The following is a 19,165-nucleotide window of genomic DNA, read 5'->3' on the forward strand; positions in this document are numbered from 1 at the left end:
CGTTTTTATAAAGTAGTATACTAGAATGAGTTTTTGTGTAATCGTTTGCATAAATTGATGAATGATGAAAAGAGAGAGAAAGTAGGAGACGAGGACAGATGGAATTAACAGCGATTTATCACCGTCCTGAATCGGAGTACGCCTATCTTTATATGGATGGCCAGCTCCATATTCGCATCCGGACCAAGAAAGAGGATATCAAACGGATTGTCTTGCACTATGGGGATCCTTTTATTTTTATAGAGGATCTATATGAAGCAACCAAGGAAATGGACAAGGTGACGACCGACGACCTCTTTGATTATTGGCAAGTATCGGTCTCTGTCCGCCATGCCCGGATCCAGTACCTCTTTGAATTAGAGGATACAGCGGGAGAGAAGATCTTGTACGGAGATCGAGGTGTGGCAGCCTACAACAAGGAGAACCTGGACTTCGTCATGAATGGCTTTAAGCTTCCTTTTATCCATGAGATCGATGGGTGTGCTGTTCCGGATTGGGTGGCTCAGACAGTTTGGTATCAGATTTTTCCTGAGCGTTTTGCCAATGGGAATCCAGCCATTTCCCCAGAAGGTGTCCGTCCTTGGAATGCGTCAATTACCCCTACCATGTTGGATTTCTTTGGTGGTGATTTACAGGGAATCATTGATCACTTGGACTACTTGCAGGAGTTAGGAATTACAGGTCTCTACCTTTGCCCGATTTTTGAATCTCCTAGCAATCACAAGTACGATACCATTGATTACTTTGAAATTGATCGACATTTTGGAGATAAAGAGACCTTCCGCCAACTGGGGAAAGAGGCTCACGCGCGTGGGATGAAGATCATGCTGGATGCCGTCTTCAACCATATTGGCTATGATTCACCTCAATGGCAGGATGTGGTCAAACATGGAGAAGATTCGATTTACAAGGACTGGTTCCATATCAAAGAATTCCCTGTCTCCTCAGATAATCTGTGGAATAGTCGCGATTTGTCTTACCATGCTTTTGCCTTTGCAGGCTATATGCCTAAGCTCAATACGGCTAATCCAGAGGTGAAGGCCTATCTCTTGAAGGTGGCGACATACTGGATTGAAGAGTTTGACATCGATGCTTGGCGATTGGATGTGGCTAATGAAATCGATCATCAATTCTGGCGAGATTTCCGTAAGGCGGTCTTGGCTAAGAAGCCAGACCTCTATATTCTCGGGGAAATCTGGCATTCATCCCAACCTTGGCTCAATGGTGATGAGTTTCATGCGGTGATGAATTATCCACTCTCTGAAAGTATCAAGGATTATTTCCTACGGGGGCATAAGGAGACACAACGCTTCATTTGGGAGATCAATAGCCAGTCTATGTACTACAGGCAGCAGATCTCTGAGGTGATGTTCAACCTCTTGGACTCCCATGATACAGAGCGCATCCTGACAACGGCCAAAGGTGATCTTCAGTCCGTCAAGTCTGCTCTTTCCTTCCTATATCTGCAACGAGGAACGCCGTGTATCTATTATGGAACGGAGCTAGCCCTCATCGGTGGCCCAGACCCAGATTGCCGCCGTGTCATGCCTTGGGAGCGCGTGTCAGCAGACAATGATATGCTAAACTTTATGAAGGACTTGATACAGCTCCGAAAAGAAGTGGCAGAGTTGATCCAACATGGAAAAGTGAGTCTGAAAGAAGTAGAGCCAGATGTAGTGGCAGTAGAATGGCAGCATGAAGGCAACCTTCTCAAAGCCTACTTTAACCACTCTAAGAAAGACTTTGTCTTAGAAAGAGGACAAGCAGATCTGATCAGTCTGGGGAGCGTCTCTGGTGAACAATTAACCATCCAACCAAATGGATTTGTTATTTATAGGGAAGAGTTGAACGGATAAATCAATGTCTAATGAATGCATTTGTGTGCTATTTTCCGAAATCCTTTAGTTGTACATTCCTCTACATAGGTGTATAATGTGTCCTTAGATAAACAAAATAGGAGTTTACTATGGAATTGAAAGATTTTACAGAAAAAGAACAAGAACAAATCAACCAGGGATTGAGTACAGCTGAGATTTCTGATAAAGAAGCAGCGAAGAAGTTGCTCGCTTTAGTCCCGCAAGAATGGATCAAGCGTATTCCTTTCTTTGTCAGAGGGCATGCGACGACCAAGACAGTTGAGCGTGTAGCTAAGCAATACCCTGAACTCTATGCTGTGGCGAAACGTCAAGGGGATCTTCCCGAAAAAGAAGGAGAAGAGCTTCGCAAGATTATGACAGGCATCTTTGAAGAAAAGATGAACAAACATAAGATTAAATAATCTTTTATAATACTTTGTTTTTTATCTCACAAATGAACGAGTGATTGCAGTTGAAAGATTGCAGTCACTTTTTTATTCACTAGCATAAAGACTTTTATACTAGTAAATAAAAAAGAACATTATTTCATGATATAATACTAATGAAAGCAGTTCCAGAGGGATGAAAAATTTCATTGGAGAAAAACAAGTAAAGGTATTCATTATGAAAAAATTTTTGATAGTTATTTTTACAATTTTTGGATTGTTTGTAGGATGGATAGCTTTTATGGTATATAGTTATGAAAGAAGTTATAATGAATGGAAAAGTTCATATTCAGGATCATTAGTTACTAATTCTGAAAAAAAAATACTCTACTTCAAGTTCTAGTACGAAGTATTATGATTATAAAAAATACTCTACTTCAAGTTCTATTACGAAGAATTATGATTATAAAAAATACTCTACTTCAAGTTCTAGTACGAAGTATTATGATTATAAAAAACCAAATGAATTTACAAGTGCATATGCAAAAGCTATCTCTTTGTCAGAAGAATCTCATTTATCGAAACAGAAAATTGAACAACATCTAACGGGATTTGAAGGGTATTCAGAGGCTGCTACTCAATACGCTTTAAATAAGCTTAATGTAGACTGGAAAGAGCAAGCACTTTTAAAAGCAAAATCACTTCAAATGTTTCATTTTTCAAAAGAAATGTTAGTTTGGCAACTTATAAATGTTGAACGATTTACTCAAGAAGAGGCTGACTATGCTATAGAACAAGTTAATTTCGATTGGAAAGAGGAAGCTGTGAAAAAAGTGGAAGCTATTGCAAACCCTGGAAACATGTCGAAAGAAGAGTTATTAGAATTACTTGTCAAAAAAAGAAAATTTACTCAAGAAGAAGCTGAGTACGCAATAGAACATGCTCAAGTAGATTGGTTGAATTAAACAATAGTTTTAATTTTGATTTTTTAACATATTGAAGAGCTGGACAGTTTGCCAGCTCTTTTTTGCTACTTATAAACTTTTCTCATTTCGTAAAAAATAGTTGGAGCAAAGTCAGTTTTAAACTATAATAGAGGAAAAGGATTATCGATATGAAAAATTTATAGTACAAACATTTTAATCAATAGAGAAGGAACCATTTTATGAAACTATCCAAAAAAATCATGCTCCTTACTAGCTGTGCCTTGGCGATCTTTGCTTTAGCGGCTTGTAGTAGCAACCAAAAGCAATCCAAGGAAAAGAAGGAAAGTTCCACTGTGCAGAAATCTAGTTCAGATAAGGAGCGCTACAAGGGAAGCTACAGCAACCTCAACAGCAAGGCGAGTGTCGAAGAAGTGCGGACTCTTTTGTCTGCTTATTTGGATCAGGACAGTGTAGATAAATTTTTGGGTCTGGTAACAGATTACGATAGCATTGTCGGCTCGGTCGGCTTGACGGGTGACTTCAGCACCTTCAAGAAAACAGACTACAATGTTGAGAAGATCAGTGACTTGTGGACCAAGAAAAAGGGCGATTTCGTTGGGACCAACTGCCGGATCAATAGCTATACTCTTCTGAAGAATCGCATCGAGATTCCTAAGATGAAAGCGGATAGTGAACTTTTGTTCGTGGACAATGATGCGATTGACAAAGGGAAGATCTTCGGTGAGGCAGACAAGGAAGCCTTTAACATTCTGTATTCACGGGTTCCGACAGAAGCGACAACAGATGTCAAAGTCCATGCCAAGAAGATGGAAGAGTATTTTGCTCATTTCAAGTTCAATGAAAATGCCCGCATGCTTTCCGTTATCGTTCATGACAACCTAGATGGTAACACGCTTTTTGTCGGTCACGTCGGTGTCTTGGTTCCTGCCAAGGACGGCTATCTCTTTGTCGAAAAGCTGACCTTTGAAGAGCCCTACCAAGCCATCAAGTTTGCGACCAAGGAAGATGTCTACAAATACTTGGAGACCAAATATCAAGACTACACAGGTGAAGGTCTGGCTAAGCCCTTTATCATGGATAATGAAAAATGGGTTGAGATGAAGTAGAGGATGAAGGACAGCGTGTTAGAATTTAGAAAGATGATGGAGAGTGCTCCGATCCTATATGTGCTAATTTTCTTGCTTTTTTTCAGTCTTCTCCTTTTCCTGAGAAGAAGGGCAATCGTGAGACGTAGTGGAGGTCCCTTCTTTGCCCCTTTCCATATTAGCTATGGAATCTTCTATATCCATGTCGCTCTGTGTTTCAGTCGGCGAATGATCCCACTGAAAGAGATCAAGCAAATCACCTATGCAATTTTTCGTGGACGATCTGGTGGCGGGGCTCGCTATGCTTTCTATATCGAACTCAGAAATGGAAAGACCGTTCCCTTCTTTTTTGGAAAAAGTAAGCGGAATGAAGAGCTAGTGGAGAAGCTAAAACGAAATGCTGGCAGGTATGGGTTTAAGGTAGATAGCACTGGAAATTAATTGAAAGAAAAAGGAATCACGAATGAATAGAAAGCAAGCCCTATCTATGTATTTGTTAGGGACCTTTGGTCAAGTATTAGGAGTCTGCCTTCTGGTTTGGTTTTTAAGAGCAGGAGGAGTCAAAGTTGATTTTACATCATCATTTGGGATCATCGCTATTATTGTAGGTGGCTTGTCATCAGCTTTGTGGGGCAGTCTTGCAAGCATTAGTTACCATCAATCTAGTTTCAAACAAATTCTAAAAGATTTTTTTCAAGTCAAAGACAGTTTAGCTAATTATTGTTTAGTGCTCGTTTTCTTGCTGCTCGACTTTTTCCCCTTTATCTTTGGTGGTAAGATCACCAGTCAATCGTTGGTCTTGCCAGTAGTGCTCTTTTTTAAGGCTCTTCTTTTTGGTGGGATTGAAGAAATTGGCTGGCGTTATTTCTTTCAGCCAACTTTGCAGGAAAAAATACCTTATCTTTCAGCTACTTTGATCACCTTTTTAGCCTGGTTTAGCTGGCATCTTTTTTACTTCTACATTGATGGTTCTTTAGCTGTCATTCAATTGTTTCCGTTTCTAGTAGGTCTGCTAACTAACTGCTTTATCTTATCGGCCTTGTATCATAAAACGCAAAATTTATGGATCTGTGCTATGACCCATGCCTGTATCAATTCCTTGTCTCAGATTCTAGTGAATGAAGAGGTATGGCTATCTATCGTCAGTAAAATTCTTATTATTAGTTTAGCAATCTGGATTGCAAGAAAGAAGTATGTAACTGTAAAGGAAGAAAAATGAGCAAATTGATTTCAAAACAATCAGTCGCTAGTTGGTATGCACTGACTGCCCTCCTTGCTACATTTCTAGTAGGGCAAATGATCCTTTGGTTTTTCCCAGATAGGAGTAGTTTGGGTGCCTCACTACTGTTTATCCTAATGAACTTGATTCCCATGATGATGGCGGCTGTCTTTTCTCTTGTGGTGAGTGAAGTCAAATCCTTGGGTGAATTTTTCAAAAAGGTCTTTCTTCAAAAAGAAAGTTCCCTATCTTGGATCCTAGCTTTCTTCATCCCCGTCATCTATTATGGGATTTCCATCCTGCTTATGAACGTTCGCTTTACTGGGAACTCCCTCTTGGCCTTCTTCCTTTATTTCCCCTGGACCTTATTATATGGAGGCCTAGAAGAAGTCGGTTGGCGTTGGTTTTTACAAGATCATCTTTCCTTTAGTAAGCACTTTATACCTAAAATGATGGTTCTCTCCATTGTCTGGTTCCTCTGGCATATCCCTATTTATCAACTCCCTTGGATTACAGCAGGTTCGTCCAACTATCTCATCTTTTACCTGATGATTTTAGGGAATACCTTCCTGTTTGGAGCGCTCAAGGAGTACTCGAAAGGAGCTGTTCCTTGTATCCTCGCTCATATGCTGATCGATAGTCTAGCTGTTCTCATGCTGGTTCAGAGCTCGCTTCCTCAGATTATCCTTCTGGTTAGTTTCGAAATTCTAGTATCCTCTTGGCTAGTGGCTATACGAAAATCAGAGAAATAGAGTTGTATCTCTTTCGGTGGGAGTCTGTCATCTTTAGCCTTTAGGACTTCAATGTAGAGTCCATAAAATGGTATAATCAGTTTAACGAAGATGCTAGAGATAGGATCAAAGTATCAACATAGTGTTATTTTTATCTATAATGAGAGGGGAAAAGACCATGCAAAAAACCTTTCAGTTGTTGCGAAGAGGAGATATAGAGGGAGTCCGTCAGATATTGGATAAAAAGCCTGAAGAAGTCAATGCTGTTTCGGGTGACAAACCTAAAAGAGATCAGGGACAGTCGCTCCTTCAAGTCGCTATCAAATCGGGACATTTAGATATTGCAGACTTACTCATTGATAGAGGAGCAGATCTTAACTTTATTGAAGAGCCGACAGAGCTGAATCCATTTTGTCAACCGGTCCTCCAAACAGCGGGTGGACGAGCTGTATTTGACTGTAGGCGCATGATCAAACGTTGGAATGGCCAATATGAGATGTATTCGTCTAAGGAAAAAGCTGACAAGTCTTTCAAGGTTTTTGAGAAAATGTTGGAACTTGGGGCTGATATTTCTCAGAAGGACAGCCATGGTGGGACTTTGTTGCAAACTATTTTAATTGAAACCAAGGAAGTGCTGCCATCTTATTATTGGAAAACAAAAGAAACAAGCGATAATGTCCTCATAACGGATGAATTGCGTCATGATTTAAATCGTATTTATGATCTATTAATTCGTTACGGTGTGACTGCGGACGAAATAGCGGTCTATCAGAAGATTCCTCTCAAAGAACTTTACCAAGACAGTCCGACCATGGAGTTCTTAAATCGGTTAGATCAAAGTAAATCTTGATAAGCATTTGAACTACTAGTTAAAAGAGCCTCAGGGCTCTTTTTGCTTGGTCTGATAGAGCTGGAAGTACTAGGAAAATGATAGACCGGATTTTCTTAAATAAATGGATACAAATCCTAGATGAAATAGAGTATACTAGTTTATGAAAGAACAAGATTTTTAAGTATCGAATCTAGGAGGGCAGTTTATGTCTCAAGAAACTTTCATCATGGCGATTGACCAGGGAACCACTAGTTCGCGGGCCATCATTTTTAATAAAAAAGGCGAGCAAGTTAGCTCTAGTCAAAAGGAATTCACTCAGATTTTTCCGCAGGCTGGTTGGGTGGAGCACAATGCCAATGAGATTTGGAACTCGGTTCAGTCGGTGATTGCTGAGGTCTTTATCGAAAGTGGCATCAAGCCCAATCAAATCGAGGCGATCGGCATTACCAATCAACGGGAAACGACAGTTGTTTGGGATAAGAACACGGGCCTTCCTATTTATAATGCTATTGTCTGGCAATCACGTCAAACTGCTCCACTGGCTGAAGAACTTAAAAACCAAGGCTATGTAGGAACCTTCCACCAAAAGACAGGTTTAGTCATTGATGCCTACTTTTCAGCTACTAAAGTCCGTTGGATTTTGGACCATGTAGAGGGAGCACAAGAGCGTGCGGAGAAGGGCGAATTACTTTTTGGAACCATTGATACTTGGTTGGTCTGGAAGCTGACGGATGGAGCTGCCCACGTGACAGACTATTCCAATGCAGCCCGTACCATGCTTTACAATATCAAGGAACTGAAATGGGACGATGAGATTTTGGAAATTCTCAACATTCCTAAAGCCATGCTTCCTGAGGTGCGTTCAAACTCTGAAATCTATGGCAAAACAGCGCCTTTCCATTTCTACGGTGGACAAGTACCGATTGCTGGGATGGCAGGAGACCAGCAGGCTGCTCTCTTTGGCCAATTGGCCTTTGAACCTGGTATGGTCAAAAATACCTATGGAACTGGATCTTTCATCATCATGAATACGGGTGAGGAGATGCAGTTATCAGAGAATAACCTGCTGACGACGATTGGTTATGGGATTAATGGCAAGGTCTACTATGCATTAGAAGGATCAATCTTTATCGCTGGGAGTGCTATTCAATGGCTTCGTGACGGTCTGCGTATGATCGACAGTTCTCCTGAATCGGAAGCCTATGCTCTGAAGTCCCAGAACCAGGATGAAATCTACGTGGTCCCTGCCTTTACGGGTCTTGGAGCCCCATACTGGAATCAAGAGGCGCGTGGTTCTGTCTTTGGACTTACCCGAGGAACGACCAAGGAAGACTTTATCAAAGCAACCCTTCAATCCATTGCCTATCAAGTTCGCGATATCATCGACACCATGCAGGTAGATGCCAAAACTCCTATCCCTGTCCTAAAAGTAGACGGAGGAGCAGCGAAAAATGATTACTTAATGCAGTTTCAGGCAGATATTCTTGGAATTGCGATTGCTCGTGCCAAAAACTTGGAGACGACGGCTTTAGGAGCAGCCTTCCTAGCAGGTCTGACAGTAGGCTATTGGAAGGACTTGGAAGAATTAAAATCTCTTCATGGAGCAGCACAAATCTTTGAACCAAAGATGGATGAAGCTCGCAAAGAGAAATTGTACAAGGGGTGGAAGAAAGCAGTCAAAGCCACTCAAGTATTTGCGGACTCTGATGACTAAAGGGATCAATCAAACGAATAGTTTAAGAGAAGCCTTCGAAAGAAGGCTTTTTATGTAGGGTTTACAGAATAGAATAGTGATCCGTTGTGAGTAAAAGACATACTCTATCTCATGGTTTAGTTCATTTATCACTAAATTAAAATACCATATAAATAAACTATTTTTTTCAAAAAATAGGCTAGAGTTTGAAATGTTTTTCACAAAAGAGTATACTATTAGCATAGTTTTGTCGGAAATTTATAATAGACCCCATCAAAACTAGTTGTCAACCCTTGCTGTTCTATATGAACGTTTGCTGGTATCGATGATACCAAGGAGGAATCATATGTCTAAAGTAGCTATTGTCACAGGTGCTGGTCAAGGAATCGGTTTTGCAATCGCAAAACGTTTGGTGCAAGATGGCTTTAAGGTTGGAGTATTGGACTACAATGCTGAAACAGCTGAAAAAGCAGTTGCTGAGTTGTCTGCAGAAAATGCTTTTGCGGTCGTTGCTGATGTATCTAAACAAGCAGAAGTAGCTGCAGCTTTCCAAAAAGTTGTTGACCATTTTGGAGATTTGAATGTTGTTGTAAATAATGCAGGTGTTGCGCCAACTACACCACTTGATACGATTACAGAAGAACAATTTACACGTACATTTGCTATTAACGTTGGTGGTGTGATTTGGGGTGCACAAGCAGCTCAAGCTCAGTTCAAAGCACTCGGTCATGGTGGGAAGATCATCAATGCAACTTCACAAGCTGGTGTCGTTGGTAACCCTAATTTGACTGTCTATGGTGGTACTAAATTTGCTGTGCGTGGGATTACGCAAACCTTGGCGCGTGACTTGGCAGATTCAGGCATCACTGTCAATGCTTATGCACCAGGTATTGTTAAGACTCCAATGATGTTTGACATTGCTCATGAAGTTGGGAAGAACGCAGGTAAGGATGACGAATGGGGTATGCAAACATTCGCTAAAGATATCACTTTGAAACGTCTTTCTGAACCAGAAGATGTAGCAGCAGCGGTTAGCTTCCTTGCTGGACCAGATTCAAACTACATCACAGGACAAACCATTATCGTTGATGGTGGAATGCAGTTCCATTAAGATGAAAAAAGAGGTTGGGATCAACATCCTAACCTCTTATTTTGTGCGTTCACAATAAAAGGAACAGAGATCAAAAAAACCACTCCCGAAAGGGAAGTGGTTCTGTGTTGGTTCTTATTTGAGACCGTATTTTTTGTTGAAACGATCCACACGTCCATCTGCTTGAGTAAACTTTTGACGTCCAGTGTAGAATGGGTGTGAGTCTGATGAAATTTCAACACGGATCAATGGGTAAGTTTCACCTTCGAATTCAACTGTTTCGTTAGAGTACTTAGTTGAACCGCTGAGGAACTTGTAACCAGTAGTAGTGTCCATGAAGACAACAGGGCGATATTCTGGATGGATATCTTTTTTCATTTTGCAATATTTCCTTTCTGCCATGGTCTCTTTCCGAGCCATAGATTGTTACTTAGCTAGTGTACCAAATTTCCAGGATCTTGACAAGTATTTTCACTAATTTTATTTAAATTAATGATCAAAAAAATCACCCTGGCTAAGCCAAGGTGAATCTAATCTTATTATTGTTCAGGTTGATTTGGATCTTTTGGTGCTTCCACTGGTTGATCAGCTTGTCCATCAGTGTGTTCGTGTGTTTCTTTTTTGATTTCATCTACAGCAGTTTTTACAGTAGAAGTTGTTACGCGTCCAACAGATTGGGCAAATCCTTTACCAGATTCAGCAAGTTCTTCAAATGTTCCTTTAGTGATTTTACCACCTGACATCGCCAAGAGACCAGTCACAACAATAGCGATACTTGCAATTAAAGCAAGGATCAAACCAAAGCCCATTGAAACGCCATAGCCATTGAAATTAGCAGCGTACTTATTCACACCGAAGACATCAATCAATGTTACAACAGTTGAGAGAGCCCCAGATACGATAACACCGATTGCAAAACCTTTTGGTAGTGAAGTTTTTACATCGTTCAAGCAAGCAAGGACAATCGCAACGACTGCGAAGATAATAACAAACCATCCATCTCCGCGAAGGCCATTCCAGCTGTATGAACCAAAAGCACCAGCATTCAGGCTTGCCCATGGCAAGAAAGAGCTAAGAATCGCTACCGCAGCAGAGATAATGATAAACAAACGATTTTTTTCCATAATAAGTCTCCTTAAAATTTATTAGCTTTATTTTACCATAAGAAATATCAAATGAAAACCCCATGACCAAGATAAAAAGGCTGAGAAACCGTTCTCAGCCTTCGTTCGTGCGAGCCACTTCTTGTAGCTCTTTGTAGATTTTGTCGTTTTCCTCAAGAGAGTAGGAGTTGGCTCCACTAGCTAGTGGATGGCCACCACCATTATGACGTTTGGCAATTTCGTTGATCACTTTTCGTTTGCTACGCATCCGGACACGGAAGTGACCGTCGGCCTGCTCGACAAAGATAGCCCAAACAGACACGGTATCAATTCGCCCAGGTGCCCCAACAATTGCAGCAGTCTCTGAATCCCGTAGATCAAATTTCTTCAAGAGCTCTTGTGTCAAGGTCACACGCGCAGCACCATGTTCATCGATCTCAAGATGGTCATAGACATAGCCTTGAAGCTTAGCTGTTTTGAGATTGATCGTATCCATCTGACGAGCAAGTGCTGTAAAATCGAAGGGAATGCTGCGAAGGGTTGCAGCGATCTCAAAGGTCCGAGTCGAAGTAGCAGGATAAAGGAAGCGACCAGTATCGCCGACAATCCCAGCATAGAGAAGACGCGCAGCACTCACAGGAAGTTCGAGCTCCAATTCCTTAGCAAAAAGTGCAATCAACTCACTGGTAGAGCTAGACTCAGTATCGACCCAGAGCAGATCTCCATAAGCATCGTCATTTGGGTGGTGGTCGATCTTGATCAGGAAATCACCGTTCGTATAGCGCTTGTCATCGATACGGGGAGTATTGGCCGTATCACAGACAATCACCAAAGCTCCATTATAATCCTCATCGCTGACAGTATCCATCTCAGCAAGCCAAGTCAAGGTCGGTTCATCATAGCCAGTTGCCAAGACCCGCTTTTGAGGGAAGTGCGCACGCAGGAGATCCCGCAAGCCCACCTGGCTACCAATCGCATCCGGATCCGGATTCTGATGACGGTGGATAATAATCGTGTCATAAGCTTGAATCTTTTCAAGAATTTCATTCATTACGTTCATACATTACCTCATTTTCTCTGTCAATTTTAACATAAGAAAGGCCCATCCAGCAAGCATTTATCACTAATTAGGAGCTGTGGAAGCGGTTTTACAGAAGTTCAATATTTTGGTAGAATGGATGGATATGATGAAAGAAATGAAACAATCAATTAAATGAAAACGAGGGTGATTAAGTTGAATCGGTCCAATTTCTTGAAACGTGTCCCTTCTTTCACCTTATCGGGAAAGGTTTCGTGCAAAATGCTTGAAAAAGTGGTATAATACGGGAAATAGCTTTTGGGAGGAAATTATGACTGTAGCGAAGATTGTTTTTGCTAGTATGACCGGAAATACTGAAGAAATTGCTGATATCGTAGCGGACAAATTCCGTGATCTTGGTGTCGAAGTAGATGTGGATGAGTGTACAACTGTGGATGCGGAGGACTTCCTTGATGCGGATATCGCAGTGGTAGCGACTTATACTTACGGTGATGGAGAGCTTCCAGATGAGATCCAAGATTTCTACGAAGATTTGGCTGGCCTTGATCTCAAAGGCAAACTTTACGGTGTGGTAGGATCAGGTGATACCTTCTACGATGAATTCTGTAAAGCAGTTGATGATTTCGACCGTTGCTTCGCTGCGACTGGTGCTGAAAAAGGCTCTGAGTGTGTCAAAGTTGATTTGTCTGCAGAAGACGAAGATATTGAAAAATTAGAAGCCTTTGCAGAAGAACTTGTAGCAAAAGCAAATTAATGACAAAGAGGCTGGATCGATGGATTACAGCCTCGATTTATATCCAAAATAAAGAGGAGACACATGGATTTAGATCAGATTCGTAAGGACATTGACCAAATCGATCAAGAGCTTGTAGCCTTGCTGGAAAGACGGATGGTCTGTGTCGGTCAGATTGTAGTATATAAGGAGCAGCAGGGTTTACCTGTGCTCGATCAAGGAAGGGAAAGAGAGGTGCTTGAGAAAGTCGGCTCTCTCGTGACGGAGGAGCAGTATCGTGCGACCATTCAAGCTCAGTTTCAAGATATGATGAAGCGCTCGAGAGACTTCCAAGAGGAGGTGAGGGCGCGTGACTAGTCTATCTATCAAGAAAAAAGCACAACAGTATGTGGTCCTAACAGGGATGGCGCTTTTCATTGGTCTCTTGGTCGGTGCCATTGACATGATTTTTGGTCAAGGTCTTCTCCTGATCGGGGATTTCCGAAGCCAGCATTGGCCCTTGATTCTTTTTCTGGCCTTAGCGGGGCTTGTCATCGTTTATCTTTATAAACGTTTTGGTGGCAAGGCTTCAAAAGGAATGGGCCTCATCTTTGATGTCGGACACGTGCGTGAGGAGAAAATCCCCTTGGTCTTGGTGCCTTTGATCATGCTGACGACCTGGATGAGCCACCTCTTTGGTGGTTCGGTCGGTCGGGAAGGTGTAGCGGTCCAGATCGGAGCGACCCTTTCGCATCGTTTTGCCCGTCATATCAAGATTCCAGATGCTTCGCGTATTTTTCTCATGACCGGGATGGCAGCTGGTTTTGCGGGGCTCTTTCAGACGCCACTCGCAGCAACCTTCTTTGCTCTCGAAGTCTTGACAGTTGGGGAGTTGCAGTTGATGGCTCTCTATCCTGCGCTCATCGCCTCAATAGTGGCTAGCTTCACCTCTCATGCCCTTGGTTTGGAGAAATTTGCTGTGCCACTGAGAGAAACGCTGAGCTGGACACCAGAGACCTTGATCAAAGTTGCCCTTCTTGGATTAGCTTTTGGACTCGCTGGGAAACTCTTTGCAGTTAGCCTTTCCTGGTTGAAGAAAACAGTCGCGAAAGTACTGCCTAATCCTTATATTCGGATTGCCCTTATAGGGGCTGGACTTAGCTTGGTCCTCTTGACCCTCCAGTTCACCAAGGTCGGCACTTATAGTGGACTTGGAACCAATCTGATTGATGTGGCTTTTCATCAGGGTAGTGCGCAGAGTTATGACTGGATCTTGAAGCTCCTCTTTACCGTGGTGACGATTTCAGCTGGTTACCAAGGAGGAGAAGTGACCCCGCTCTTTGCGATCGGAGCTACGCTTGGAGTCTTTCTTGCTCCTATGCTGGGCTTACCAGTCTTAGTCGTGGCTGCTATCGGATATGCTAGTGTCTTTGGCAGTGCGACGACGACCTTGCTCGCACCGATCTTGATCGGAGGAGAAGTCTTTGGCTATGCCAACCTGCCATTCTTCGTCATTGCTTGCGCTATCGCCTATTGCCTGCCAAAAGAGTGGAGCATTTATTCCGGTCAAAAAGTTGCGAAAAAGTAGAGAAAAGAGCTTTACAAACCTGAAATTATCTGATATGATAGTTTCTGTGCGTAATGGAAGCACAAAAATACAGTTTATCCGCTGAGGGAGGTCCCTCAAGATTGACGAAGATAGGAGAATAAAATGAATCCATTAATCCAAAGCTTGACTGAAGGTCAACTTCGTACTGATATCCCTGCATTCCGTCCTGGTGACACTGTTCGTGTACACGCGAAAGTTGTCGAAGGCTCTCGTGAACGTATCCAGATCTTTGAAGGCGTTGTTATCGCTCGTAAAGGTCAAGGACACACTGAAATGTACACTGTTCGTAAAATCTCTAACGGTGTCGGTGTTGAACGTACATTCCCAGTACACACTCCACGTGTAGAAAAGATTGAAGTAGTACGTTACGGTAAAGTACGTCGTGCGAAATTGTACTACCTTCGTGCATTGCAAGGTAAAGCAGCTCGTATTAAAGAAATCCGTCGTTAAGACGAACAAGGAGGCGGGAGTGATCTCGCCTCTTTTTTTATCGGTCCCCTTAGTTCAATGGATATAACAACTCCCTCCTAAGGAGTAGTTGCTGGTTCGATTCCGGCAGGGGACATAAATTTATGAAGATGAGGGATTTTCTATTTGAATAGAAATTCCTCTTTCGAGACTTTCCTTAGGTGAGGACGGACGTCAGCGAACTTCTACGAAGTTCCATGACTAATTCTTGAGCCTAAGGTCTCAAGAATTCCGAGTGCCTGAAACGATTAAGTTTCAGGCACTTTTTTCACAGCGGAAAGTCTCTACAGAAAATAAATGAGGAATGTTATACAAAAAGGAGTATATCCACTATCTAAAGGAACTCGTGCATGCGAGTTCCTTTGTAAATTTCAAGTTAAAAATAGATGGAATATCTCCATGTAATGAATTGATTTTTGAGGAAGGAGTAAAATAAAGTTAATATAATGACTAATTAGGGATAGATGAAATTAAGTACAAAAAAAGCACCGAATTAGTGGTGCGCATTACTGATTATGGATAGCCATATTTTAACTCAAAAGAATAATCTTTTGGCTGTGTTGTTTCGAATAGTTCCAACACATGGTGACACTCCAACAGTGCGAGAACTGCGTTTTAGATCTGTGTTGTTTCGAATGGTCCCAAAACTGATCAAGGCTTTCTGACTTTTGCCGAGATCCAAAAGATGTGCGTCAGTTGTTTACTCCTATTTCTGCAGAAGGTCATGTGACTTATGCATCCAACGGTGATGGGACAGTGACCATCTATCCTGTACCGAGCCACTGGCAACAGTCTGCAGATGAACTCAATAGTGAGGAGTTTATGACGCAATTTACCCAAGGGATCTTGGATCATGCTGAAACAGTGACTTTGCCTGATGGGGATCCGGATATGATTCGTCAGATCCTAGCCGTATTGAAGTAGGAGCTGGATTTGAGAGCTCAGTTTATTGTTTTTTTAAGCTGATCCTGTTACAATGATAGTACTCAGAAAAGACTGGGCTTCCAGCCTTTTTCATTTCACTTTAGAAAGGTCTTTTATGAAACGCAAATCGATTTTGTTTCTCTATTTACTCTTGCTAGCTATCGGCCTAGCCTATGAGACCCAGTCGCTGACAGAAGGCTGGATGTCTGGCAGCCAGTACGGGATCGTGGGACTTTCTACCCTCATCCTTTTGGTCTATGCACTTCCTGCTGTTTGGGCTCTCTTTCATTTTGCTAAGAAGTGGAAGTTGTCTTGGGTACCGGTTATCTTTTCTTTATTAGGAGGGGGCTTTGTTGCCGGTTGGTTGTCTAGCTTTGCCAATACCTATTTCCATGACATGATTCAAGCAATCGCTCCAAATAGCGACTTTTGGAACCAGTACGAGAGTGCCATCGCTGCGCCCCTCTTTGAGGAACCCTTTAAGTTGATTCCAATCTTCTTTGTCCTCTATTTGTTCAGTGTCCGTCGCATCAAGTCGATCTTCCTCTTGGCTATTGCCTCTGGTCTTGGTTTCCAGATCGTGGAGGACTTTGCCTATATTCGTCAGGATCTACCGGAAGGTTTCTCTTACACGGTGTCAGGGATTCTTGGTCGTGTGGCCAATGCGCCCATGTCTCACTGGGTCTACACAGGACTTGTTATGCTAGGGCTCTTCCTAATTGTCCAAGCAAGCAGAGGACGCAAGGATCTACGTCTAGCAGGCTGGGGATATTTAGTAGCTGGGTTTGGACTCCATTTTGTTGGCAATTCACCTTTCTCACAAATCGTGACCGAGTTGCCTATTGCGATTCCAGTCTTGAATGCTACTGGGCTCTTCCTGATCTACCAAGCTTATCAGACTGTCGAGCGATTAGAACAAGCAAAATAAAACAAAAAAGAATGCGTATGTTTGGACACATACGCATTTTTCTTATTTTGGACACATTGTTTTTCTACTTTTGTATAAACTGAGTGATCCTATAGCTGTAAACTAAATTCTATTTTGAAAGAAATATTTGAGAGTTTCCGCCGTGAGAAAAGTGCTTGAAACACTGTTGTTTCAAGCACTCGGGAGTTTTGAAACGTTAGATTCAAAACTAAGTCATGGAACTTCTCCGAAGTTCGCTGACGTCCGTACTCACCTAAGGAAAGTCTCTAAGAGTATAGGATCTTAAAATAGATTTATTTACCAAGACAGAACTGGCTGAAGAGTTGGGTAATGAGCTCATCTGGTGCAGCATCCCCTGTGATTTCTCCGAGAATTTCCCAGGTGCGGGTGAGGTCGACTTGAAGCAGGTCTACCGGCATACCGAGGGCCAAGCCTTCGTTGACCGCTTGCAGACTTTCAACAGCTTTCTCGATGAGGGAGATGTGACGAGCGTTAGAAAGATACGTCGCATCTTGCTCAACCAGCCCAGCATTTTCGAAGAAGAGGGCGTTGATCCGGTCTTCAATTTGATCGATGTTTTGATTTTTCAGAACGGAAATCTTGATATGATCTTCCGGCAGTTGGTCGATTTCGATCTTCTCTGGGAGGTCAACCTTATTGAGGAGAATGATGCGGTTGCTATCTTGAGAGATTTCAAGGAGTTGGCGATCTTGATCAGTCAAGGGTTCGCTAGCATTGAGGACCAGGAGGACCAGGTCGGCTTCCTTGAGGGCTTTTTTCGAACGTTCGACACCGATCTGCTCAACGATATCTTCGGTTTCCCGGATCCCAGCCGTATCGACTAGTTTGAGAGGAACGCCGTTGATGTTGACGTATTCCTCGATAACGTCCCGGGTGGTTCCTTCGATATCAGTCACGATGGCTTTTTCTTCGCGCAGGAGATTATTGAGGAGGCTCGACTTGCCGACGTTTGGCCGGCCGATGATAGCAGTAGAGATCCCTTCACGCAAGATCTTGCCACGACGGGCAGTCTTGAGAAGGTTGGTCAAGAGGACTTCAAATTCACTGGTCTTTTCGCGGATGATCTCAGTGGTTGCTTCTTCGACATCATCGTACTCAGGATAGTCGATATTGACTTCGACCTGGGCCAGAGTATTGAGGATCTCTTGGCGCGTGTTGTTGATGAGGTCAGACAGAGAGCCGTCCAACTGTTTAACGGCGATGTTCATAGCCTTGTCGGTCTTGGCGCGAATAATGTCCATGACGGCTTCGGCCTGGGTTAAATCGACCCGACCATTCAGAAAGGCCCGCTTGGTAAACTCACCAGGCTCAGCTAATCGAGCACCTTCACGGATGACCAATTGTAGGATTTCGTTGGTCACTGCAATCCCGCCGTGGGTATTGATCTCGATAATGTCTTCACGAGTAAAGGTCTTCGGCGAGCGCATGGCTCCAACCATAACTTCATCGAGGATCTCGTCCTTATCTGGATCTACGATATGACCGTAGTTGAGCGTGTGGCTCGCCACGCTGGTCAAATCTTTCCCTTTGAAGATCTTTTGCGCGATGGCAAAGCTGTCTGTCCCGCTCAAGCGGACGATCCCGATAGCCCCCTCACCAAGAGGGGTCGAGATGGCAGCTATGGTATCAAATTCTTTAGTAATCATGTCATTTCTCTTTTCCTGTAGATTCATCTCTATTCTATCGTAAAGTCAGCGGACGGGCAAGGTTTTGCTTTTAGAACTAAAACTGGAAAGGTTTTCAAATAATTAGTGAAATCTCTTTCAGAATATGCTATACTGTAATAGAATATAAAAGGAGGTCTATGATGGTAAACCTAAAAGAACAGGTAGGAATTAAAGCGGCTGAGTTTGTCAAAGACGGCATGATTGTCGGTCTCGGTACAGGGTCAACTGCTTATTATTTTGTGGCTGAATTGGGTCGTCGCATCAAAGAAGAAGGCTTGCAGATCACAGCTGTCACAACGTCGAATGTGACCTATGATCAGGCTGAAAGTTTAGGCATCCCGCTCAAGGCTATCGACGATGTCGAAGTGGTTGATGTGACAGTGGATGGCGCAGATGAAGTGGATCCTCAATTAAACGGGATCAAAGGGGGCGGTGGGGCTCTCCTCATGGAAAAGATCGTCGCAACCAATTCAAAAGACTGCATTTGGATCGTGGATGAATCTAAACAAGTCACTACTCTTGGGGCATTCAAACTTCCAGTGGAAGTAGTGCAATATGGGGCTGAAAATCTCTTCCGTCACTTTGAGCAAAAAGGTTACCATCCTGCCTTCCGTCTTGCGGATGATCAGCGCTTTGTCACTGACCAAGGCAACTTTATCATCGACTTGGATCTCAAGGTGATCAAGGATACGGATGCTTTGGCTAATGAACTAGATCACACCGTAGGCGTTGTAGAGCACGGTTTGTTCTTGAATATGATTTCGAAAGTGATTGTAGGGACACCAGATGGCCCTGTCATCATTGAAAAATAGAGAGTGGGACAGAAATCGGTAATTCGTTAGAATTCGATTTCGT

General features: G+C 42.8%; 21 protein-coding genes and 1 tRNA gene. 18 read left to right on the top strand and 4 right to left on the bottom strand.

Going from position 1 to position 19,165, the window contains the following annotated elements:
* Positions 1 to 98 precede the first annotated feature (98 nt).
* From O3602_RS06265 to O3602_RS06310, 10 genes are all read left to right on the top strand, one after another.
* Positions 99 to 1,856: a glycoside hydrolase family 13 protein gene (locus O3602_RS06265; RefSeq protein WP_371611369.1), complete on the top strand. Its 1,758-nt coding sequence runs from the start codon at positions 99 to 101 to the stop codon at positions 1,854 to 1,856.
* 110 nt (positions 1,857 to 1,966) lie between these two features.
* Positions 1,967 to 2,278, top strand: a complete 312-nt coding sequence (locus O3602_RS06270; protein ID WP_314652622.1) for a hypothetical protein — start codon at positions 1,967 to 1,969, stop codon at positions 2,276 to 2,278.
* 521 nt (positions 2,279 to 2,799) lie between these two features.
* Positions 2,800 to 3,207 (top strand): Ltp family lipoprotein, encoded by a 408-nt coding sequence (locus O3602_RS06275; protein ID WP_371611370.1) that lies wholly within the window; start codon positions 2,800 to 2,802, stop codon positions 3,205 to 3,207.
* A 200-nt stretch (positions 3,208 to 3,407) separates the two neighbouring features.
* Entirely contained in the window at positions 3,408 to 4,295 is an 888-nt protein-coding gene (locus O3602_RS06280; protein ID WP_371611371.1) for a DUF4300 family protein, read from the top strand.
* A gap of 3 nt (positions 4,296 to 4,298) precedes the next feature.
* On the top strand, positions 4,299 to 4,715 hold the full coding sequence (locus O3602_RS06285; RefSeq protein WP_371611372.1) for a hypothetical protein: 417 nt from the start codon (positions 4,299 to 4,301) through the stop codon (positions 4,713 to 4,715).
* Positions 4,716 to 4,737: 22 nt separating this feature from the next.
* A complete protein-coding gene (locus tag O3602_RS06290) occupies positions 4,738 to 5,493 on the top strand; it encodes a lysostaphin resistance A-like protein (RefSeq protein WP_371611373.1) in 756 nt (251 codons plus the stop codon).
* Entirely contained in the window at positions 5,490 to 6,245 is a 756-nt protein-coding gene (locus O3602_RS06295; protein WP_371611374.1) for a CPBP family intramembrane glutamic endopeptidase, read from the top strand. Before O3602_RS06290 ends, O3602_RS06295 begins: the two co-directional genes overlap by 4 nt.
* A gap of 157 nt (positions 6,246 to 6,402) precedes the next feature.
* On the top strand, positions 6,403 to 7,074 hold the full coding sequence (locus O3602_RS06300; protein ID WP_371611376.1) for an ankyrin repeat domain-containing protein: 672 nt from the start codon (positions 6,403 to 6,405) through the stop codon (positions 7,072 to 7,074).
* Between the two features lie 187 nt (positions 7,075 to 7,261).
* Positions 7,262 to 8,770, top strand: a complete 1,509-nt coding sequence (gene glpK / locus O3602_RS06305; protein WP_371611377.1) for a glycerol kinase GlpK — start codon at positions 7,262 to 7,264, stop codon at positions 8,768 to 8,770.
* A gap of 325 nt (positions 8,771 to 9,095) precedes the next feature.
* On the top strand, positions 9,096 to 9,860 hold the full coding sequence (locus O3602_RS06310) for a (S)-acetoin forming diacetyl reductase (protein ID WP_003006860.1): 765 nt from the start codon (positions 9,096 to 9,098) through the stop codon (positions 9,858 to 9,860).
* Positions 9,861 to 9,974: 114 nt separating this feature from the next.
* On the opposite strand, the gene O3602_RS06315 is transcribed toward O3602_RS06310, so the two are convergent.
* The 3 genes from O3602_RS06315 to O3602_RS06325 all read right to left on the bottom strand — a co-directional run bounded on the left by O3602_RS06315 (position 9,975) and on the right by O3602_RS06325 (position 12,002).
* On the bottom strand, positions 9,975 to 10,217 hold the full coding sequence (locus O3602_RS06315) for a type B 50S ribosomal protein L31 (protein ID WP_023023047.1): 243 nt from the start codon (positions 10,215 to 10,217) through the stop codon (positions 9,975 to 9,977).
* Positions 10,218 to 10,378: 161 nt separating this feature from the next.
* Positions 10,379 to 10,963 carry a lantibiotic ABC transporter permease gene (locus O3602_RS06320; protein ID WP_371611378.1) on the bottom strand — a complete coding sequence of 195 codons (585 nt, stop codon included), beginning with the start codon at positions 10,961 to 10,963 and terminating at the stop codon, positions 10,379 to 10,381.
* A gap of 94 nt (positions 10,964 to 11,057) precedes the next feature.
* Positions 11,058 to 12,002 carry a bifunctional oligoribonuclease/PAP phosphatase NrnA gene (locus O3602_RS06325; protein WP_371611379.1) on the bottom strand — a complete coding sequence of 315 codons (945 nt, stop codon included), beginning with the start codon at positions 12,000 to 12,002 and terminating at the stop codon, positions 11,058 to 11,060.
* A 289-nt stretch (positions 12,003 to 12,291) separates the two neighbouring features.
* Between O3602_RS06325 and O3602_RS06330 the strand changes: the two genes are divergently transcribed.
* From O3602_RS06330 to O3602_RS06360, 7 genes are all read left to right on the top strand, one after another.
* Positions 12,292 to 12,735 carry a flavodoxin gene (locus O3602_RS06330; RefSeq protein WP_003007049.1) on the top strand — a complete coding sequence of 148 codons (444 nt, stop codon included), beginning with the start codon at positions 12,292 to 12,294 and terminating at the stop codon, positions 12,733 to 12,735.
* Positions 12,736 to 12,798: 63 nt separating this feature from the next.
* Positions 12,799 to 13,071, top strand: coding sequence for a chorismate mutase (locus tag O3602_RS06335; RefSeq protein ID WP_371611380.1), 273 nt, complete (start codon positions 12,799 to 12,801; stop codon positions 13,069 to 13,071).
* Positions 13,072 to 13,117: 46 nt separating this feature from the next.
* Positions 13,118 to 14,281 carry a chloride channel protein gene (locus O3602_RS06340; protein WP_155169252.1) on the top strand — a complete coding sequence of 388 codons (1,164 nt, stop codon included), beginning with the start codon at positions 13,118 to 13,120 and terminating at the stop codon, positions 14,279 to 14,281.
* A 123-nt stretch (positions 14,282 to 14,404) separates the two neighbouring features.
* Complete coding sequence (gene rplS, locus O3602_RS06345) at positions 14,405 to 14,752, top strand: 50S ribosomal protein L19 (protein ID WP_003003254.1); 348 nt, start codon at positions 14,405 to 14,407, stop codon at positions 14,750 to 14,752.
* A 43-nt stretch (positions 14,753 to 14,795) separates the two neighbouring features.
* A tRNA-Arg gene (locus tag O3602_RS06350) sits at positions 14,796 to 14,867 on the top strand.
* Between the two features lie 629 nt (positions 14,868 to 15,496).
* Positions 15,497 to 15,694 carry a hypothetical protein gene (locus tag O3602_RS06355; RefSeq protein ID WP_320910756.1) on the top strand — a complete coding sequence of 66 codons (198 nt, stop codon included), beginning with the start codon at positions 15,497 to 15,499 and terminating at the stop codon, positions 15,692 to 15,694.
* Between the two features lie 115 nt (positions 15,695 to 15,809).
* Entirely contained in the window at positions 15,810 to 16,622 is an 813-nt protein-coding gene (locus O3602_RS06360) for a PrsW family glutamic-type intramembrane protease (protein WP_155199014.1), read from the top strand.
* Between the two features lie 293 nt (positions 16,623 to 16,915).
* Here the strand turns inward: O3602_RS06360 and mnmE are convergent, their stop codons facing one another.
* A complete protein-coding gene (gene mnmE / locus O3602_RS06365; protein WP_371611381.1) occupies positions 16,916 to 18,289 on the bottom strand; it encodes a tRNA uridine-5-carboxymethylaminomethyl(34) synthesis GTPase MnmE in 1,374 nt (457 codons plus the stop codon).
* Positions 18,290 to 18,450: 161 nt separating this feature from the next.
* Here mnmE and rpiA point away from each other — a divergent pair, with 161 nt between their 5' ends.
* Complete coding sequence (gene rpiA / locus O3602_RS06370) at positions 18,451 to 19,122, top strand: ribose-5-phosphate isomerase RpiA (RefSeq protein ID WP_371611382.1); 672 nt, start codon at positions 18,451 to 18,453, stop codon at positions 19,120 to 19,122.
* Positions 19,123 to 19,165 lie beyond the last annotated feature (43 nt).

The sequence above is a fragment of the Streptococcus sp. 27098_8_186 genome (assembly GCF_041432055.1).
GTDB classification, from domain to species: domain Bacteria; phylum Bacillota; class Bacilli; order Lactobacillales; family Streptococcaceae; genus Streptococcus; species Streptococcus dentalis.

What these genes read in the sequence shown, in the direction of transcription:
- O3602_RS06280 (WP_371611371.1), top strand. Translation starts at nt 3,408, where the DNA reads ATGAAACTATCCAAAAAAATCATGCTCCTTACTAGCTGTGCCTTGGCG.
- O3602_RS06285 (WP_371611372.1), top strand. Translation starts at nt 4,299, where the DNA reads ATGAAGGACAGCGTGTTAGAATTTAGAAAGATGATGGAGAGTGCTCCG.
- O3602_RS06325 (WP_371611379.1), bottom strand. Translation starts at nt 12,002, where the DNA reads ATGAACGTAATGAATGAAATTCTTGAAAAGATTCAAGCTTATGACACG.
- O3602_RS06335 (WP_371611380.1), top strand. Translation starts at nt 12,799, where the DNA reads ATGGATTTAGATCAGATTCGTAAGGACATTGACCAAATCGATCAAGAG.
- O3602_RS06295 (WP_371611374.1), top strand. Translation starts at nt 5,490, where the DNA reads ATGAGCAAATTGATTTCAAAACAATCAGTCGCTAGTTGGTATGCACTG.
- O3602_RS06320 (WP_371611378.1), bottom strand. Translation starts at nt 10,963, where the DNA reads ATGGAAAAAAATCGTTTGTTTATCATTATCTCTGCTGCGGTAGCGATT.
- mnmE (WP_371611381.1), bottom strand. Translation starts at nt 18,289, where the DNA reads ATGATTACTAAAGAATTTGATACCATAGCTGCCATCTCGACCCCTCTT.
- O3602_RS06310 (WP_003006860.1), top strand. Translation starts at nt 9,096, where the DNA reads ATGTCTAAAGTAGCTATTGTCACAGGTGCTGGTCAAGGAATCGGTTTT.
- O3602_RS06265 (WP_371611369.1), top strand. Translation starts at nt 99, where the DNA reads ATGGAATTAACAGCGATTTATCACCGTCCTGAATCGGAGTACGCCTAT.
- rplS (WP_003003254.1), top strand. Translation starts at nt 14,405, where the DNA reads ATGAATCCATTAATCCAAAGCTTGACTGAAGGTCAACTTCGTACTGAT.
- O3602_RS06270 (WP_314652622.1), top strand. Translation starts at nt 1,967, where the DNA reads ATGGAATTGAAAGATTTTACAGAAAAAGAACAAGAACAAATCAACCAG.
- O3602_RS06290 (WP_371611373.1), top strand. Translation starts at nt 4,738, where the DNA reads ATGAATAGAAAGCAAGCCCTATCTATGTATTTGTTAGGGACCTTTGGT.
- O3602_RS06330 (WP_003007049.1), top strand. Translation starts at nt 12,292, where the DNA reads ATGACTGTAGCGAAGATTGTTTTTGCTAGTATGACCGGAAATACTGAA.
- O3602_RS06340 (WP_155169252.1), top strand. Translation starts at nt 13,118, where the DNA reads ATGGCGCTTTTCATTGGTCTCTTGGTCGGTGCCATTGACATGATTTTT.
- O3602_RS06360 (WP_155199014.1), top strand. Translation starts at nt 15,810, where the DNA reads ATGAAACGCAAATCGATTTTGTTTCTCTATTTACTCTTGCTAGCTATC.
- O3602_RS06300 (WP_371611376.1), top strand. Translation starts at nt 6,403, where the DNA reads ATGCAAAAAACCTTTCAGTTGTTGCGAAGAGGAGATATAGAGGGAGTC.
- O3602_RS06315 (WP_023023047.1), bottom strand. Translation starts at nt 10,217, where the DNA reads ATGAAAAAAGATATCCATCCAGAATATCGCCCTGTTGTCTTCATGGAC.
- glpK (WP_371611377.1), top strand. Translation starts at nt 7,262, where the DNA reads ATGTCTCAAGAAACTTTCATCATGGCGATTGACCAGGGAACCACTAGT.
- rpiA (WP_371611382.1), top strand. Translation starts at nt 18,451, where the DNA reads ATGGTAAACCTAAAAGAACAGGTAGGAATTAAAGCGGCTGAGTTTGTC.